Origin of the sequence: Chroococcidiopsis sp. CCALA 051, from assembly GCF_003015105.1 — a bacterium.
GTDB classification, from domain to species: Bacteria; Cyanobacteriota; Cyanobacteriia; order Cyanobacteriales; family Chroococcidiopsidaceae; genus Chroococcidiopsis; species Chroococcidiopsis thermalis.
The window spans coordinates 12946-31139 of the sequence record NZ_PYCI01000074.1 but is presented as its reverse complement, the minus strand read 5'-3'; the positions used below and the strand labels follow the sequence as shown (position 1 = coordinate 31139).

At 41.9% G+C, this 18194-nt stretch carries 14 protein-coding genes and 1 pseudogene; 13 read left to right on the top strand and 2 right to left on the bottom strand.

Going from position 1 to position 18194, the window contains the following annotated elements; translation table 11 throughout:
- Positions 1-100: 100 nt before the first annotated feature.
- From C7Y66_RS18120 to C7Y66_RS18110, 3 genes are all read left to right on the top strand, one after another.
- Entirely contained in the window at positions 101-1789 is a 1689-nt protein-coding gene (locus C7Y66_RS18120; protein WP_233222735.1) for a glycogen-debranching protein, read from the top strand.
- 37 nt (positions 1790-1826) lie between these two features.
- Positions 1827-3959 carry an AGE family epimerase/isomerase gene (locus tag C7Y66_RS18115; protein WP_106546664.1) on the top strand — a complete coding sequence of 711 codons (2133 nt, stop codon included), beginning with the start codon at positions 1827-1829 and terminating at the stop codon, positions 3957-3959.
- A 218-nt stretch (positions 3960-4177) separates the two neighbouring features.
- Entirely contained in the window at positions 4178-5221 is a 1044-nt protein-coding gene (locus C7Y66_RS18110) for a hypothetical protein (protein WP_106546663.1), read from the top strand.
- 443 nt (positions 5222-5664) lie between these two features.
- Here the strand turns inward: C7Y66_RS18110 and C7Y66_RS18105 are convergent, their stop codons facing one another.
- The gene (locus C7Y66_RS18105) at positions 5665-7395 is read right to left on the bottom strand and encodes a dynamin family protein (RefSeq protein ID WP_106546662.1); all 1731 of its coding nucleotides are present in this window, start codon (positions 7393-7395) and stop codon (positions 5665-5667) included.
- 176 nt (positions 7396-7571) lie between these two features.
- Between C7Y66_RS18105 and C7Y66_RS18100 the strand changes: the two genes are divergently transcribed.
- The 7 genes and pseudogenes from C7Y66_RS18100 to C7Y66_RS18070 all read left to right on the top strand — a co-directional run bounded on the left by C7Y66_RS18100 (position 7572) and on the right by C7Y66_RS18070 (position 13516).
- Positions 7572-8345 carry a nucleoside phosphorylase gene (locus C7Y66_RS18100; protein WP_106546661.1) on the top strand — a complete coding sequence of 258 codons (774 nt, stop codon included), beginning with the start codon at positions 7572-7574 and terminating at the stop codon, positions 8343-8345.
- 49 nt (positions 8346-8394) lie between these two features.
- Positions 8395-8823 carry a DUF29 family protein gene (locus C7Y66_RS18095; protein ID WP_106546666.1) on the top strand — a complete coding sequence of 143 codons (429 nt, stop codon included), beginning with the start codon at positions 8395-8397 and terminating at the stop codon, positions 8821-8823.
- Positions 8824-8829: 6 nt separating this feature from the next.
- Positions 8830-9642 (top strand): TlyA family RNA methyltransferase, encoded by an 813-nt coding sequence (locus C7Y66_RS18090; protein ID WP_106546660.1) that lies wholly within the window; start codon positions 8830-8832, stop codon positions 9640-9642.
- 65 nt (positions 9643-9707) lie between these two features.
- On the top strand, positions 9708-10568 hold the full coding sequence (locus tag C7Y66_RS18085) for a 3'(2'),5'-bisphosphate nucleotidase CysQ (protein ID WP_106546659.1): 861 nt from the start codon (positions 9708-9710) through the stop codon (positions 10566-10568).
- A 224-nt stretch (positions 10569-10792) separates the two neighbouring features.
- Positions 10793-13060 carry an FdhF/YdeP family oxidoreductase gene (locus C7Y66_RS18080; RefSeq protein WP_106546658.1) on the top strand — a complete coding sequence of 756 codons (2268 nt, stop codon included), beginning with the start codon at positions 10793-10795 and terminating at the stop codon, positions 13058-13060.
- Between the two features lie 98 nt (positions 13061-13158).
- Positions 13159-13305, top strand: a pseudogene (locus C7Y66_RS33440) (VapC toxin family PIN domain ribonuclease); the annotation flags it as partial.
- A 22-nt stretch (positions 13306-13327) separates the two neighbouring features.
- On the top strand, positions 13328-13516 hold the full coding sequence (locus C7Y66_RS18070) for a CPXCG motif-containing cysteine-rich protein (RefSeq protein WP_015156486.1): 189 nt from the start codon (positions 13328-13330) through the stop codon (positions 13514-13516).
- Between the two features lie 78 nt (positions 13517-13594).
- On the opposite strand, the gene C7Y66_RS18065 is transcribed toward C7Y66_RS18070, so the two are convergent.
- Positions 13595-16795, bottom strand: coding sequence for a tetratricopeptide repeat protein (locus tag C7Y66_RS18065; RefSeq protein WP_106546657.1), 3201 nt, complete (start codon positions 16793-16795; stop codon positions 13595-13597).
- Positions 16796-17048: 253 nt separating this feature from the next.
- Here C7Y66_RS18065 and C7Y66_RS18060 point away from each other — a divergent pair, with 253 nt between their 5' ends.
- The 3 genes from C7Y66_RS18060 to C7Y66_RS18055 are packed head-to-tail and all read left to right on the top strand — an operon-like array spanning position 17049 to position 18002.
- Positions 17049-17369, top strand: coding sequence for a carbon dioxide-concentrating mechanism protein CcmK (locus tag C7Y66_RS18060; protein WP_106546665.1), 321 nt, complete (start codon positions 17049-17051; stop codon positions 17367-17369).
- Positions 17342-17512, top strand: a complete 171-nt coding sequence (locus C7Y66_RS31195; RefSeq protein WP_158265953.1) for a hypothetical protein — start codon at positions 17342-17344, stop codon at positions 17510-17512. The genes C7Y66_RS18060 and C7Y66_RS31195 overlap by 28 nt, the downstream gene beginning before the upstream one ends.
- Positions 17466-18002 carry a 2'-5' RNA ligase family protein gene (locus C7Y66_RS18055; protein ID WP_106546656.1) on the top strand — a complete coding sequence of 179 codons (537 nt, stop codon included), beginning with the start codon at positions 17466-17468 and terminating at the stop codon, positions 18000-18002. Before C7Y66_RS31195 ends, C7Y66_RS18055 begins: the two co-directional genes overlap by 47 nt.
- Positions 18003-18194: the final 192 nt, after the last annotated feature.

Sequence of the window (18194 nt, the reverse complement as noted above, 5' to 3'; positions counted from 1 at the left end):
TTGATTAAATCTCATCCCAACTACCAAAGTCTACGTTCCTACGGCACTATCGCCGCCTGATTCTGTCCGATGTATTGCTGGTGATAATTTGACGACATCAATGAGAAGTGTTGTCATTGATACATCAGAATATGACTGGGAAGGCGATCGCCCGCTCAATCGTCCCATGAGCGAAACTATCATCTATGAGATGCATATTGGCGGATTTACTAAGTCACCGACATCGAGTGTCAAGTATCCAGGAACATTCGCTGGAGCGATCGAAAAAATTCCTTACCTTAAGGAATTAGGCGTTACAGCAGTTGAACTCATGCCTGTATTCGAGTTCGACGACACAGAAATTCTGCGGGATGTGGACGGCAAGCCCCTGAAGAACTACTGGGGCTACAGTACTATGGGTTACTTTGCCCCTCACACTGGTTATTGCGTTAACCCTCAAATCGGCAACCACGTTCGAGAGTTTCGCGACATGGTTAAAGCCCTGCATCAAGCTGGGATTGAAGTAATCTTGGATGTAGTTTTTAACCACACCGATGAAGGCAACCATCAGGGACCTGTCTTCTGCTTTAAGGGCATTGACAATAGCATCTACTACTATCTGGTGGCAGGAGATAAGCAGTACTACTACGATTACACTGGCTGCGGCAACACATTCAACTGCAACCATCCCATCCCTGAAAAGCTAATTGTCGAGTCTCTCGAATACTGGGTGAAAGAATTGCATATTGACGGCTTCCGCTTTGACGAAGGGTCAGTTCTATCTCGCGGGCAAGATGGAGTACCGTTACAGTATCCGCCAGCCATTTGGAATATCGAGTTATCTGAAACGCTTGCCGATACCAAAATCATTGCTGAAGCTTGGGATGCGGCTGGACTTTACCAAATTGGCTATTTCCCAGGGTATCGTTGGGCAGAGTGGAACGGACGCTATCGAGATGATATTCGGCGCTTTGTCAAAGGTGAGTCTGGCATCGTGGGTGCTGTTGCGGCTCGGATTGCTGGTAGTGCTGACCTATACCAAAATCACGGACACTTGCCGATCAATAGCGTGAATTTTATTACTGCCCATGATGGTTTCACGTTAAACGATCTGGTTTCGTACAACCAGAAACATAACGAAGCAAATGGAGAAGGTAATCGAGATGGCATTGATGAGAATTTGAGCTGGAATTGTGGCGTTGAGGGTGAGACGAGCGATCGCTGGGTGGAAGATCTGCGCGATCGCCAGATTAAGAACTTTGCCACCATTCTCCTGCTTTCCCAAGGCGTACCGATGATTGTGATGGGGGATGAAGTCCGGCGGACTCAAAAAGGTAATAATAACGCCTATTGTCAGGATAACGAACTCGGTTGGTTTGATTGGAATCTGGTTGAGAAAAACAGCAAATTGTTCCGATTCTGGAAGTTAACGATCGACTTCCGCCTGCGCCATTCCAATTTACATCGCTCCCGTTACTTCACGGGTAGTGTAAATCAGCGTGGCTTAGCAGACATCTCCTGGCATGGTTGCCAGTTATACAGCCCTGGTTGGAACGATCCCAACGCTCGCGTTCTGGCATTTACCTTAGGGGGTTTCAACGAAGAGGCAGACATTCATGTCATGCTCAACATGTACTGGGAAGAACTTGAGTTTGAAATTCCTGCCGTTGCAGGCAAGCAGTGGTATAGAGCTATAGACACCGCTCAGAATTCTCCCTTAGACATTGCAGAACCAGGCACAGAAACCCTGGTAACAAGTAACACCTACTTTGTGCAAGGTCGTAGTGTTGTTGTACTAATTTCTCAGTAATTTTGTTAATTCTTTCTCTACATTTAAAGCAAATCCAATGAATAAAATAGACTTTACTTTCTCAGACTTGATTGCTGGGTATGTAACACAGTTTGACAAGACCAAAGACACCTTTAGCTTAAAAACCTCCGACAATCGAGAATTTCTCGTTCAATTAGCCCCGACTGCCTTTGGCGAACTGGTACGTAACTTAGGAGAGGCGTATCGCGATGCGACTGCCCAAATGCGAGAAATGCTCGTACCAGGACGATTTGTCTTTGCTTATGGCATCTTTTACCCAGATGGAGAAAACGGCGACTGCGCTTTTGCAGCCAATCACCTTGTTTTTCTGGGTCGTAGCGAGAACGAATACCTGTTTGAAACGCAAAACTGGTGGATTAAGCAGGTGCGGCAGTTAGCCGATTTCTATCTAGAAGCTGAGTTTGGCGACGGGGAAATTGACTACTCCGAATACCGTACTAACCTCACCATCGCAGGAGATAAGCAAAAGTCCGGTCGTCAAGAAACGGACACGATCTCGCGTCTAGTTTATGGCTTTGCCTCTGCTTATTTACTCACTGGGGAAGATCGTTTTCTAGAAGCTGCGGAAAAGGGTACGAAATATCTGCGCGAACATATGCGTTTCCGCGATGAAAGCGAGGGTATTTGCTATTGGTATCATGCTGTTGATATTAAGGCGGACGGCAGCGAGCAAAAAATCTTTGCCTCAGAATTCGGCGATGACTACGACGCAATTCCTTGCTACGAGCAGATTTACGCCTTGGCAGGTCCTACGCAAACCTACCGAATCACAGGCGATCGCTTAATTAAAGATGATATCAAGGCAACGGTTAATCTGTTTCACCGATTTTTCAAAGACAAAAGTGAAAAAGGCGGCTACTATTCTCACATCGATCCAATTACCCTTAGTCCCTACAGTGAATCCCTTGGGCGCAATCGGGCTAAAAAGAATTGGAACTCTGTCGGCGACCACGCCCCCGCCTATTTAATCAATCTCTGGTTAGCCACTGGCGAACCAGAATATGCCGACTTCCTAGAGTATACCTTTGACACGATCGCTGCCCATTTTCCCGATTATGATGCTAGTCCTTTCGTCCAAGAGAAGTTTAATGATGACTGGTCAAAAGACTACCATACAGTGCAGCAAAACCGAGCAATTGTGGGTCACAACCTGAAAATTGCTTGGAACTTGACGCGGATGCACAGTCTCAATGCCAAAGAAACATATAAAAATTTTGCTGAGAAGATCGGTCACGTTATCCCTGGCGTTGGTTGCGATCGCCAGCGCGGTGGCTGGTATGACATGGAAGAAAGAGTATTAGCTCCAGGTCAAAAGTTCTATCGGCTCGTCTGGCACGATCGCAAGGCTTGGTGGCAACAAGAGCAAGGAATTCTGGCTTACTACATCATGGCTGGTGTCTATCAAGACCCTGATTTCATTCGGTTTGCCCGCGAAGGTGCTGCCTTCTATAACGCTTGGTTTCTGGATACCGAATCTGGTGGGGTCTATTTCAATGTTTTAGCCAATGGACAACCCTACGCACTGGGTACGGAGCGCGGTAAAGGCAGCCACTCAATGGCAGGTTATCACTCTTTTGAGCTGTGCTACCTAGCAGCTATTTATATCAACTTGTTAATTAATCAGGAACCAATGGATTTCTACTTCAAGCCAATGCCTGGAGGTTTCCCAGATAATATTTTGCGAGTACAGCCAGATATTCTACCACCTGGCAGCATTCGGATTGGAGAAGTGTGGCTCAACGGTCACAAATACACTAATTTCGATCCTGAAGCGTTAACGATCGAACTACCAACCGATCGAAATGAAATGAAGTTCAGAGTAAGAATAGTGCCTGCTGGGGTTGATTTCGATGCTGACTTGATAGAAGTCAGCGATGGGGTAGCGAAGATCGATTTAGCTGGTTCCCTAGAGCCAAGCATGTTGAAATATTTTAAGGAAGAGTTGGAGAAGGCTCATGGAGTCAAAGGTGTTATTCTGTATATGCAAAATCTCAAGTCGATCTCCGATGAGGCTTTGCGGTATCTTGCCTTTTATAAACAAAAAGCTGGCAGTGATTTTAGTATCGCTGTCTTGGGTGCTGAAGGATCTGTGAAAGCAGCGATCGAGCAAAGCGAACTCAATGAAGAAATCAGTTTGCTAGCTCAGTAAAAGGTTAAAGGTTAAAGGTTTTCCCTTTAACCTTTAACCTCACAAATTAACTTTCCAAGTTTATGCTGAATCCCATTTTACTAAGAATACTGAAGCTGCAAGCTTAAATTGAGATACTCTATCAACCTTAATTTTGGCTCTGATTTTTATCGTCGCTAAAATCATTGCTAAACTTGGATTTTCTGCAAGACTTGTTGAACTATTTTGTGTAAATAGACATGCGTAGAAATTTTGTTTATTTTTCTGCTTTGTTATCCTTTTGTCTACCTATTAATGAACTCAAAGTCATTGCTCAAGAAACTTCTGAGAAAAAAACTACAATTCAATTAACCCAGACTCTACCCAAGCTCGATCGATCTACTGAAGTTGCAGTAGGGATGTATTTGATCGATTTTGATGATTTCAATGAACAAGAAGAGTCTTTTACACTCGATGGTTACTTGTTTTTGAATTGGAGAGATGAACGTTTAGCTTTTAATCCAAGTCAGACTGGAGGAAAACATAAAACTTACAACTCAGGGCAAATTTGGACACCTAATGTAAGTTTTTTGAATATTGAAGGCAAGCGAGAAGCAGCTTATAAAGAATTGAAGGTAAAACCTGACGGTACTGTATATTACAAAGAAAAGTTTACAGGTCAATTTAATTACGAACTCGATCTGAAAGAATTTCCTTTTGATAGTCAAAAAATTCAACTTATCCTCACAACCTTAGATGATAGTAAAAACATAATTTTCACTGTAGATAAGACCAAAACTGGCAAATCTCAAGATGCTTTTTTGGCGGGATGGACAATCGGAGAGGAGCAGGCAAATGTCAGAACCATTAAATCAGATATTGAAGAAGCATATTTTCCAGAATTTGTGTATGAAATTGATGTTTTTCGTTATTCTAAACCATACATTTGGAATATAATTCTTCCGCTCTTGTTTATCATTGGACTTTCCTGGACGGTATTTTGGTCGAGGTCTTTTGAATCTAATACTGTTATAGCTACCAGTTCTTTATTATCAGCGATCGCCTTCAATATAGTAGTTGCAGAAGAATTACCAAAAGTCGCTTATCTAACTTTCATCAATGGATTTATTCTGATTGTGTATATTTTTATTTGTTTAGTAGTGATTTACACTGTAGTCAAACATCGGCTCGATTTAGAAAAACAGAAAGAGCGATCGTTGAAGATCGATCGGGTAGCACGTTGGTTAGTTCCAGTTATGTTTGCGGCATCCAACATCGGATTACTTGCATTTTTTTTACTTTAAGAAAAAACGATCAATTGAATTGTAGTTTGAATAGATCTTACGGCTAACGTACTCAATTTAAAATAGTAGTCTCTACTTCTGTAGCAATCCAAATTGATTTGTGAACGTTGCCTGTGCTGCAACTGCTTCATATTGTATGAGAGTTGTATAGCAGTTCTAAATGATTTGTAAATTCGGCACGTATAGAAAACTTTGAAAATCGAAAAGGCTAGCTTGAAAGCTTTGTCACAGTAATTTGTGTGCTTGTTGTCCGATCTAAATTTATCGGCCGCACTTATTTTGATTCGCTACCATTTCAGATTGAAAACATCAAACTACTGACTTAAAACTGGTTTAATTTGAATCGCGATCGCCTACACTCTATGTAAACTTGTCTTGGACTTTTATCGGCGTGACACAAATATTAATTGATATGCCCCTGCTATTATCTACTTCCTACTTCTTCATGTTAAAGCGATCGACTTTTGAAATAAGCCTTCTATCTGTTGTAACTTCATGGCAACTTCCCCATCTAGCTTTTGCAAACGTTGCATTTCTGCATCCCGATTTACCTCAAAAGTTTCTTTTTGCTGAACTAGATTATCTAGTTCAGATTTTCGAGAGATAATATCATCGTCGATCCGCTTAGTTACTTCTCGTTCGTAAGCATCAAAATATTCTTTCACGTCGTTATATACAGCAAGCCATTGTTCGCTAGCTACCTGTGGTAAGTGTTTGATTAATTCTTTCTCAGCCATTTTGACTAATTCTTGACGTACCCGATCTGCTTGCAAAAAATTTACGTTTAAACCAATTAATGCTAATTCTAATAGTTCCCTAAAGATTTTTTTTACCGCAAAAATAATATTATCAATACCAATGGCAGCAACATAGTTAAATAAAATGTTTTTCCAGTCAAACTCTACACCCACCATCGCTACCCCAGCTAAGTTACCCCTAGTAAGCGAAAACAATCCCATTGCCCATTTTGTCCAAGTAGGTGTCTTATTGTTTTCAGCCGTACCATTAGAATTAGCTACGACCTTTTGTTCGGTAATTTTTTCGGTTATTTCGTCAGTGACTTGAGAATAAGATTCGCCATGTCGAGCCGCGCTAACGGTAAGTTGAGCAAAGGCTGTATTTAAGTTTTTTTCAGCACTCAACGTCCAATTAGATAATTTATCGTTAATATACTGCTCAAATACTTTTTTTAGTGCTGTATTGAAAGCATCACGCTTGTTTTTGCTCATAGAATCAAATAGTTTTAAATCTAGTTGATAGCTTAAAAAATCAGTTTCAAAAGTATTCCCTAGATTTAAGATATAATTACGAAATGAATCGGCAATTTCTTTTGCTTGGATATCTCTCATACTGCGAATTTCTTGTTGAAAGCGATCGCGAATGCCAGTTAACTTTTTAAATTCCGGTTCTAGAGAATTAATTTTGCGCTTTAATCGATCGACATCTTGCGCTAATAAAGGAATACGACGCTCGATCGCTGCGTGAGTGCGAGTATAAGCTTGACGTGCTATAGTTCTTGCTTGTCGCAGTTGCGCGATCGCTCTTTCTTTGGTGAGAAATGTATTTAACGAACCTAAAAATTCGGGAAAACCAGTTCCTTCTAACCGAGCTTCCGTATCATTTAAACCAGGGCTATCAATAATTTCTATACCTTTTTCTAATAAGGGTAAAGGATATTCGACTAAGGCATGGCTAACATTAGGAAATATCTGTTGCTCATCTTGTTTTAACTGCTTTGCTTCTGAAGGTTCGATTGTATAAGTTTGTTTGAATTGTTGAAAATCTAATTGTTCGGGTTTCGTGTCATCGTTAAAATAAACTGTAACCTTCTTCTCCTTGCCATAACGTAAAATAGTTAAGATAGCCGTATATGAATTGAGATCGCTATATAATAAATTTTCGCCAATCAAAGCATTCCAAAAGGTAGTCTTATCTCGCTTCATATTCTCTAAAACTAAAAGCCGAAATACTCCTCGACGTAAATTATTTTCTACCGCTTTTATGTCTTCTAACTGGCTATTTAAACCAAGTCCACCAGAAGAGATTTTTCCTTCTAATTCTGCTAGTTCGATCGTTTCAGCCATCTGTTCCAGATAGTTAGCAACTTCTACCCTCACTTGAGCAACTCGTTCTAAATCTTTAAGAAAATTTTCGGTTTCTATTTCGTAATTCATGCTGTTTCGCTTATGTAAAGGAACGATCTTGTCCGTAAGAGTAAATTCTGTACAACCGTAACCTTGAGATTCCTACAATGCCCATAGCAAAACTAGGGAAATTTAGCTAGTTTTCCCGTGGTTAGTGACGATCGCGAAGATGATGAGATGGTAAAAATACTGGTTTATAGTAAGTTATGACAAGTAAGCGTTTGTATCACTTGGGTTTTGGGCGAGACGACTTGGGTACTGTACCCCCCACAATAGCGCTGTTGTCGGGAGATCCCGAACGATCGCATTTCATCGCCAAAACTTATTTACAGGGCGATCGCTTGTTGTCGGCAAATCGCGGTTTAAATAGTTATATCGGCAATTTAGCGAATGGGCGATCGCTTTTAGCGGCGACAAGTGGCATGGGTGCGCCTTCCCTAAGTATTGTGGTGAATGAGTTAGTGCAGTTGGGAATTCGGCAAATTATTCGCATCGGAACTTGCGGTTCGATCCAAGACTACGTACCAGCAGGAAGTATTGTCATCAGTCAGGCGGCTTTGTGTCGTCAGGGTGCAGCCAACGATATTGCACCTGTAGAATATCCCGCCGCTGCCGATCCTTTCCTCACGGTGGCTTTAGTCCAGGCAGCACGGGAGTTAGGAGTAGAGTATCATTTAGGAATTACAGCTTCGGTGGATACGTTCTATGAAGGACAGGAACGAGTCGATTCTGCCAATCCGCATTTAATGCGATCGCTACAAGGAATTACAGCAGAATATAGACGGTTGAATATACTTAACTATGAAATGGAATCCGGTACGCTGTTTAAAATGGCGGGAGTTTATAACTTTGCCGCAGCTTGCATTTGTACTGTTGTTGCCCAGCGAAGGAGTAGTGAGGAGATATTATTAAAACAGCAAGAAGATTCAGGTGGTAATGCGATCGCTGTGGCGATTCGAGTTATAGAAAATTTAGCATAATACTCTGAATTAATCGGAATAGAGATGGATGTATTTTGAGGTGCTAGACATGGAAGAATTACTAGAGTTAAAAGATTTACTGCTCAAAGGTGATGTCCCAGCAGCAATGGCAATTGTTGAAGAATTAGAAGAAATGAGTCGCGACGATAAAATTAGTGCTATTGGCAGCTATGCTGTTATTCTCCTATTACATCTGATTAAGCAACAAGTTGAAAATCGCTCAACCGCCTCCTGGGAAGTATCAATTCGCAATTCGGTACGAGCTATCCAAAAAAAGAATAAGCGACGTAAAGCGGGAGGGTATTATTTAACATTAGAGGAACTGTACGTAGCTTTAGAAGAAGCTTATCCTGATGCAATTGATTATGCCTCTTTAGAAGTAGCAGAAGGACTTTACGAACCAGAAGCATTAGCAGAAATTGTCGATCGCGAAGTCATTCTCGATCGCGCTATGAAATTGATATTACCGCAAGAGTGAATTGCCTTGACTAAACAACGACTCGATACTTTATTAGTAGAATTAAATTTATGCACCTCGCGCCAGCAAGCACAAAGGCTGATTCAGGCGGGGGAAGTCATGGTCAATCGGCAAGTTATTGATAAAGCTGGTACGGAAATTGAAACCACCGCAAAAATTGAAATTAAAGCGCGATCGCCATATGTGTCTAGAGGTGGAGAAAAACTTGCCAAAGCTTTAGCTGAATTTACTATTTCTGTAACAGACAGAATTTGTTTAGATGGGGGAATATCTACGGGAGGCTTTACCGATTGCTTGTTGCAAGCGGGTGCAAAACAAGTCTACGGTGTCGATGTCGGTTACGGACAAGTCGAGTGGCGCTTGCGTAACGATCCGCGTGTCGTACTACGGGAACGGACGAATTTACGCCATCTCACCCCAGAAGAATTATATGGCAATGCAGCACCAGCTGATTTAGCTGTAGTCGATGTATCGTTTATTTCCTTAACTAAAGTTTTGCCCGCATTGTGGCAACTTTTAAGCGAGCCTCGCGAGACGATATTATTAGTAAAACCTCAATTTGAAGTTGGGCGATCGCGAGTTGGTAAAAAAGGAGTCGTGCGCGATCCTAACGACCAAGCAGAGGCAGTTTTTCAAGTTCTCCAAACATCGCGAGAACTAGGCTGGCAATACCGCGGCTTAACCTGGTCGCCAATCCAGGGTCCAGCAGGAAACATTGAGTATTTATTATGGTTGGGAATGGAAAGCCAGACACCAGAACCCGAACTTCAGGCAATTCAACAGCTTGCTAGCAAAGCGCGGCAGCAATTTTCGAGTTAAAGATGCAAGACTTCCGTTTCTACAACTAGAATTAATGGGGGTAAAACGATTACAGTTATAAATACATGCCAGCTTTAGAAGAAATTCTCGCGATCGCTCGTTCCGTTGGTTGGGGTGCATCCTATCTTCTCCGGTCTTATTATTATGGTGAAAATAAAGACAACCTAGACATTAAAGATAAGCAAGGTAGTCCTGTCACCTCAGCAGATTTAGCCGTGAATCGTTATATCCTCGATCGCCTGCAAACTAACTTGGGACAGGAAGAATTTGCCTATATTACCGAAGAAACCTATAAATCTTCTACACCACAACCAACCAAATCTTGGGTTTGGATAATTGACCCTTTAGATGGTACGCGAGATTTTATCGATAAAACTGGAGAATATACAATTCACCTTGCTTTGGTTAAAGATGGTCGTCCGGTGTTATCAGTCGTAGCCTATCCAGAAGTAGAAAAACTTTATTTTGCTACATTAGGAGGCGGAACATTTGTTGAAACTCGCGATGGCAATATTCACCAAGTAAAAGTTTCTCAACGGCAGAATGTTGAAGAATTTACAATAGTTGTGAGTCGTTCGCACAGAGGTAAGAAATTAGAGAAAGTTTTATCTAAATTACTATGTAAAAAACAAAAGAGTGTGGGTAGTATTGGTGGAAAAATAGCTGCTATTGTCGAACAACAAGCAGATGTTTATATTTCTCTTTCTGGTAAATCTGCCCCTAAAGATTGGGACTTAGCCGCACCAGAGTTGATTCTAACAGAAGCTGGAGGAAAACTAACACACTTTGATGGAACTCCTTTAATTTATAACAAAGAAGATGTCAGTCAATGGGGCGGTTTAATTGCTAGTAATGGTGAGTGTCACGATCGATTGTGCGCTGAAGCTGAAAGAATATTAGTAGAAATAGAAAATGAGGCGATTTAAACGCTCTTTAGAACGGTTTTATAGCGATTAAGGATCTGTAGGGGCGCACGGCTGTGCGCCCCTACGAATGTATTACACCCGCATGGGAAATACCATATAACCTCGCGATCGCCTGCCTTCTGCATTTCTTGCACAAAAATCATCCTAGAGAAATTTTTTATCTCCTCCAATTCTCGTTACATTGAAGGAGAGGATGCACTTAAGCCGTGCTAGGAGAGAACCGTATGGACGCAGATACAAAACAGGAACAATCCCACTCAAACCACAACGGCGAGAACCACAACACCCCAGAAATGGGTGGTGGATTACCTGTAATTCAGTATTGGGCAGAACATACGTTGTCTCCAGAGGGACCGAAACTGTGGCAAACTCTATTACATAAAAGCTCTTGCCTATCTTGTGCTTGGGGAACGGGTGGACAAAAAGGCGGGTTTCGCAACGAACTAGACGAACCGCTACAACGCTGCATGAAGAGTGTAGAGGCTATTTCTGCCGAACTGCAACCGCCAGTAGAACGGCATTTTTTCGATCGCCACACAATTACCGAACTCCAGCAGTTGTCCTCTCTAGAAGCAGATCGTCTCGGTCGTCTTAGCTTTCCTGTCATTTTACGTGAAGGAAAGTCTCATTACGAACGTATTTCTTGGGAAGAGATTTATCAAATTGCCGAAACAGCTTTTCGCCACCCTCCAGAACGAGTTGCATCCTATAGTTCGGGGCGATCGTCTAACGAAGCGGCATTTTTGTTGCAATTAACGATCCGGGCTTTGGGATCGAATCACTTAGCAGATTGCTCCGATTTGTGCCATGTTCCTTCTACCGTAGGTTTGAAGGAAATGTTTGGTTCCGGTACTTCAATGGTAAGTTTAGATAGTCTAAAAAAAGCAGACTGTGTAGTGTTAATTGGCTCGAATGCACCTGCAAACCACCCGCGTTTGATGAACGAATTAATTCAATTACGCGATCGCGGTGGTAAAGTGATTGTTGTTAATCCAGTTGTAGAAGTTGGGTTAATTAAATTCGCCTCACCTGCATACCCGCTTAAATCTCTCTTCACCGGATCGGATATTTCTTCACTCTATCTTCAGTTGATTCCTGGGAGTGATGTTGCTTTATTTGTGGGGATTCAAAAAGCATTAATCGAACAAAATCTCATTCAAATTGATTATCTACGCGATCGAACTGAAGATTGGGAAGCTGTCGTAGATTATGCTATTTCTACTGAATGGGAAACTATTGTAGCTACTTGCGGCATTTCCAAAGCAGAAATTGAAGCAGCAGCCCGCATTATCGGGACTTCAAAAGGTGTGGTCTTTGCTTGGGCAATGGGGGCGACACAACACGAAAATGGGGTAGATAACGTCTATGCGATCGCCAATACAGCCTTAATCACAGGAAATGTAGGTAAAGAGGGTGCTGGCACGATGCCGATTCGCGGACACTCCAACGTGCAAGGGTTTGGCTCGATGGGTGTCACGGCAAAATTGAAGCCAGAAATTCAACAAACTTTAGAAAAATTGTTAGGGCGATCGCTCAACCGCAATCCCGGCTATCGCGCCCGTAATTTAATTGACGCTGCGGATGCGGGTGAGGTAGATTCGTTAATTTGTGTGGGTGGTAATTTATATGCTGCTAACCCAGATTTAACCCAAGCTAAGCGGGCATTAGGTAACATCGAAACCATTATCTACCTCGCAACAAAACCAAATTTAGGACACTTCCACGGCTTAGCTAAGAAAAACACAATTATCATTCCAGTATTTAATAGATTTGAAAATCCACACAAAACAACGACTGAATCTGGTAATAATTTTGTCCGGCTTAACGATGAAGGCAAAACCCATATTAAAGACGGAGATTTAATTTCAGAAGTCGAATTTATCGCGGAATTAGCCCATCGGCTTCACGGGGAAGAACCGATTCAATGGCGCAAACTTCAAGATACAAAATACGTGCGTCAACTCATCGCCAAAACCATCCCTGGTTTCGAGCAAATGGCAACTATTGACGAAACTAAAGAAGAATTTACCATTGGCGGACGCATCTTTAAACAACTTAAATTTGCTACCCCATCGGGTAAAGCCAAGATGTTTGTTACGCTTTTACCCCAACTGCACGCACCTCAGCCGCAAGATTTTGGCATCTGTGAATCTACTCGCAGTCTTAGCTTAATTTTGATGACTGGACGCAGTTATTCACAACATAATACTGTAGTGTACAAAGAAGGCGATCGCTATCGGGGAATGCCACACCGCAATTGTATATTAATGCATTCAACCGATGCCGAAAAAGCAGGATTGCAAGAGCATCAGCGCGTCACGGTGCAGGGTGATGCAGGCAAGATGGAAAATGTAGAGATTATTTTTGGTTCTGTGCGTCAAGGGACGGCTTTCATGTTTTATCCCGAAGTTAACGCGATATTTAAGGCAAGGATCGATCCTAAGTGTGGAATTCCCGCCTTTAAGCGAGTACCGATTTTTGTGTATGCTTAGCGCTATAGCTTAGTGAGAATTTTGTTTGATACTTCTGTTTTGGTTGCTGCACTACTTGTCAGTCATCCTCAGCATCCCGCTTACTTGGCTCGATAGCCATAAATGTTCCAGGTGGTGGCATTTTTGATGCTTTGATTACTCAAGCTGCCTTGAAAGCACATGTAAACATTCTCCTGACATCGAATCCAAATCATTTTACTCGCCTTGGAGATACGATTGCCAATCTCATACAAGTTTCTGAATAATATTTTAGTAGGTCGATCGCATATGCAAAATACATCTGAATATCTCTGCGCTTATTGTGGCGAACCTAATGCTACGTTTGTCGATCTTAGCGGGGGAATGCAGCAATCTTATGTGGAAGACTGCCAAGTTTGCTGTCAGCCTAACGTACTTTATATTTATATTGACGAGGATAATTTAGACATAGAAATTAGTAGCGAACCTGAAAGTTAAACTGATTTATTCTTGAACTAATAAAACTGATTTAACAGGACGCTGAATTTGTTTTCTGTAGTAAACTCCTTTTCGCTTTTATCCCCCAATTTCTTGCTGAAAGCGCCGATCTTTAATTAACCCTTCAAAATCGGGATCGGCTTGTGCTTCTTCGCGGTGGCTGGGATTGAGTTTAATTGCTTGCTGCAAGTTTTCTAAGGCAGATTCGGCTTGTCCTTGCAAAGCATAACAAGCGGCTTTATTGTAATAAGCATTGGAATAATCAGATTTAATTTGTAGAGCGCGATCGAAACTCGTTAATGCTTCTGCATCCCGTTCTAGTTGTACGAGGAGATATCCTCTAGAGTTCCAAGCTTTGAATGAGTCGGGATTAAATTCGATCGCCTTATCGTAAGATGAGATTGCGTCTTCATACCTTTCCAATACCTCTAATGCCATTCCCCGATTCAACCACGCTACTGCACTATCGGGTTTTATTTGTACGGCTTTGTCAAATGATTGAAACGCTTCTTCATGGCGTTGTAGTTTTCCTAAAGCAACACCGCGATCGATCCAAGCTTGATAGTATTGTGGGTTAATTTCTACTGCTTTGTCATAAGCTACGATCGCTTCAGCCAGTTTGTTCGCTCTTCCTAACACGATACCGCGTTGGAACCAAGCTTTCTCATCATTTGGTTCGACTTTGAGGACTTTATTAAACGCTGCAAATGCACCTTCATAGCGTTTTAATTCTTTCAATGCCAAACCCCGTTGATACCAAGTTTCGGGATTGTTAGGACGAACTTCCAATACTTTATCGTATGCCGCGATCGCTTTTTCGTATTGTTGTAATTCCCAATGTGCTATTCCTAGTTGATACCATACATCGGGGTTATCGGGTTTCAATTCTAAAGCCCGATTGTAGGCGACAACAGCAGCTTCGTATCTACCTTCAGCAAATAAAGTATTACCCTGATTTACACAATCTTCTGGGTTAAGAAATAAGTGCGGTTGATTCGATCTCAGGCGTTCGATCTGCGCTGTCAATTCCTCTAATTTCTCAGTCATTTCAGCAAATGCCGCTTCTGCGATCGCTTTGGGAGCAACTTCTGCTAAATTATGCAAAATTAACTCTTTCTGGGTTGTTGCCTCCGATTGCAAATCTTTTAAGAAACTAGACAGCGTGGTTTCTAATTTATCGATCGCTTGCAACGTTTTATCTTTCCGAGTTTGAATTTCTGATTGAATTCCTGATAGTTTATTTCTCGCTTCGCTTTCCAGTTCTGCTATGCTTTGAATCGTCCGATCTTGTTGAGATTTAATTCCAGCTTGAGTATTTTCCACCTCAGATTCATACTCAACTTCTCGCGTTTTGAGGTTTTGAATGGCTTGTTCGATTTCCGTTTGCAGTTTTGTCCCAGATGCAGAAATTTGAGCGGCGATCGCTTGGCGCAACTTTGCTATACTCTCTAGCGCCAAATCGTTTTGTTCTTGAAACTTTCGTGCAGTTTCAGTTTTAATTTCAGTTAGTTGTGGCGCAAATTCAGATTGCAAGGATCTGAGATTTTGTAAAATTGTATTTCTTTCTGCTTGCGCCTCTGTTTGAATCGCATTCAATTGTTGCTTGTAATCTGCTTCCGCTTGTTTCAAGCCTTGAATCACAACGTCTCGCTGCTTTTGAATATTTCCCCGCAGTGCTGATAGTTGTTTTACGACATCTGTTTCCGATCTGCTCAGGTTTTGCAAAATTGTATCTTTCTGTTCCCGCACGTCTGCTTCCATTTCTGCTAGCTTAGGCGCAAACTCCAGACTCAATCTTTCTAAGTTTTCTACTAATAAATTTCTTTGAGTTTGTGACTGCTGTTGTAACTCATTGAGCCGCGCTATAAATGCTGTTTCCGACTGTTGTAATTTCCTCAAAATACCGTCTTTTTGTCCCTGTACCTCTGCTTGCAACGCAGCTAGTTGAGGTGCAAAATCCGCACTCAGTCTTTCTAAATTACGGATTGTTAAATCTTTCTGATTTGCTGCCTGTTTTTCCAGTTCAAACAGTTGAGTAATAAATGTACCTTCTACTTGCCTGAAGTTTTGTAGAGAACTATCTTTTTGCTCGACAATATCGGCATTGAAAGCATTAACTTGAGTGTCGAAATCTGTTTTTGCTTGCACGAACTGTCGTAAAGCAGTATCCCTACGCTTTTCTATTTCTGCTTGTATTACTGATAACTCACCATCAAACTCCGATTTCGCTTGCTCGAATTCTTGTAACGTCAGAGATTTTTGTGCTTGTGCATCTGCTTGTAATGCTAAAACTTGAGTATCAAAATTTGTTTTCGTCTGTTCAAATTGCTGTAATGCAACATTTTTTTGTCCTTGCACGTCAATTTGAAATTCTGAGAGTTGGTGAGTAAAAGCAACTGCTAATTGTTCTAAGTTACCCAAAATAGCTTCTCGTTGCTTTTGAGTCGTCCCTTGGATATCATTTAATTGTTGGATAAAGTCTTGCTCCGATCGCTTCAAGTTCTGCACGATCGCATCTTTTTGTGCTTGTACGTCGGCTTGCAATTCCATCAGTTGAGGTGAAAAATCAGCCCCTAACTGTTCTAAATTACGTAAAATTAAATCTCTGTGCTTCTGCGCTCCTAAATGTAAATCTGTCAGTTGTGTAGAGAATTGATTTTCTAAATTTTCTAATGCTTGTTTAGAACTATTGACTTGAGTAGCTAGATCTGATAAGACTTGATTCTTAGTTTGGTAGACTTCAGAAATTAGCTGAGAGAGATTATTTCTTTTGGCATTAATTTCTTGGTGTAAAGTATCTGCCTCATTATCCATATCCTCAGCGATACCTTGAGCTGCACGCAACAGCTTTTTCACTTCTTGGTTAGCAGTATTCAGCTTATTTTCTAACTCTCCTACCTCTTTAATACGTGCTGCAACTAAATCGGCTACCTCGCGCACCACGGATCGCCGTAGCAAAAACAGAGTCGCGATCGCCAAAGCTAAAATGAGGACTAGGACGGCAAGCAGAATGTTAAATATCGTTAACGTCTGGCTAAATATGCGATTTGCTTCGGCTTGAACTTGCTGTTGGACTGGACTTTGTTGTTGGCTATTTGGCTGTAACTGCGCTACCTGTCTTTCTTGGCTAATGTTAGTTTGGGTAGCTGTTTGGGCAAGAATGGGCTTATTAGCGCTAGCAACTCCAGCACTTGCAATACCTACAGACAGCAGGAAAGTAGAGAGAACCTTTCCACTACGGGATACCAGTGTCAAGACTTCTGAATGCTTGCGTTCCATCGGTACTTCCTTTGTCTGTTTAATAGAGACAACTATATCCAAATATATCGTTCCTAGTTAAGTATCTCTCGATTGGACAGTCGGGAGTCGGTAGGGGCGGGTTTTGACCCGAAATGTCTAGTTCTAGCAGTCAAAATGTTTGCTAAACCCGCCCGTACAGGAGTCGGGAGTCGGGAAAGAGTGTAGGATGTAGTGTGTGGTAACTGCTTACTGATAACTGACAACTGATAAAGTGGCAACATTAGCGATCGGTATGATTGAGACTGCGGGCGTTCCTGCTGCTGTGGAAGCTGGGGATGCGATGTGTAAAGCGGCGCTGGTGACTCTTGTTGCATACGAAAACACGGATCTCGGTCGCATTACAGTTATCATCAGAGGCGCTGTTTCTGAGGTGAATGTAGCTATTACGGCTGGCTTAGCAGCTGTGTTGCGGGTTAATGGCGGCGAGATTCTTTCCCATCACATTATTGCTCGTCCTCACGAAAATTTAGAGTATATCTTACCAATTCACCGCACTGAAGATGTAGCTCAATTTCAGCACGATATTTGCTTTCCCCCACCTTTGTCAGTGTAGAGAAAGACAAGGGAGACAAGGAAGACAAGGAAGACAAGGAAGACAAGGGAGACAAGGAAGTAATTCTAGCCACTAGCCACCAGCCACTAGCCACTTATGGGACAAAAAGTAGCATTTTGGTTAATTCCCGCCACCGCCGATAGAATCTTCTTTCAGGAAGCTATCGATCGCCTTGCCGAAAATTACGCTGCTTTCTCCTTCACGCCTCACGTTACAATTTACTGGGGAGAATTTGCAGATGATGCATCTCTAACTGAAATTTTAGAGCAGGCAGTTCGAGGAATTAACGCTTTTAGTTTACAGTGCGATCGCGTCTTATATACAGACCAATTTACGAAAACTCTTTTCGTCCAATTTCATCCCAGTATAATCTTAAGTCAGATTACAGAGTCAATTCGGAAGCACTCCCAGTCCCCTGCCGATTTTACTCTCAATCCCCATCTCAGCTTGATGTACAAACATCTCGATGCAGATGTAAAACAATCAATAGCTGCAACCATTTCTCTACCGAGAACTGAGGTTTTTTTCGATGAAATTCAAGTATTGCTGACTCCAGATACCGCTCAATCGCAAGCAGATATTGAAAATAGTAAATCGGTTATCAGTTGTCAGTTACCAGGGAGTTGTGAGTAGGGACGCACAGCCATGCACCCATACAGCGGTGAGTGGTGCGTGACAAATTACCCGTGACAAATTACCAAATCTGCAAAAAATCAAATAATAGTAATAAATCTTTACTTCTTGTCCGATTGCTTTTCTGCTGTGCAGTCGGTATAATGGTGATCGCAACTAATAAATACACTATTCCGATAAGTTAACCGTTGA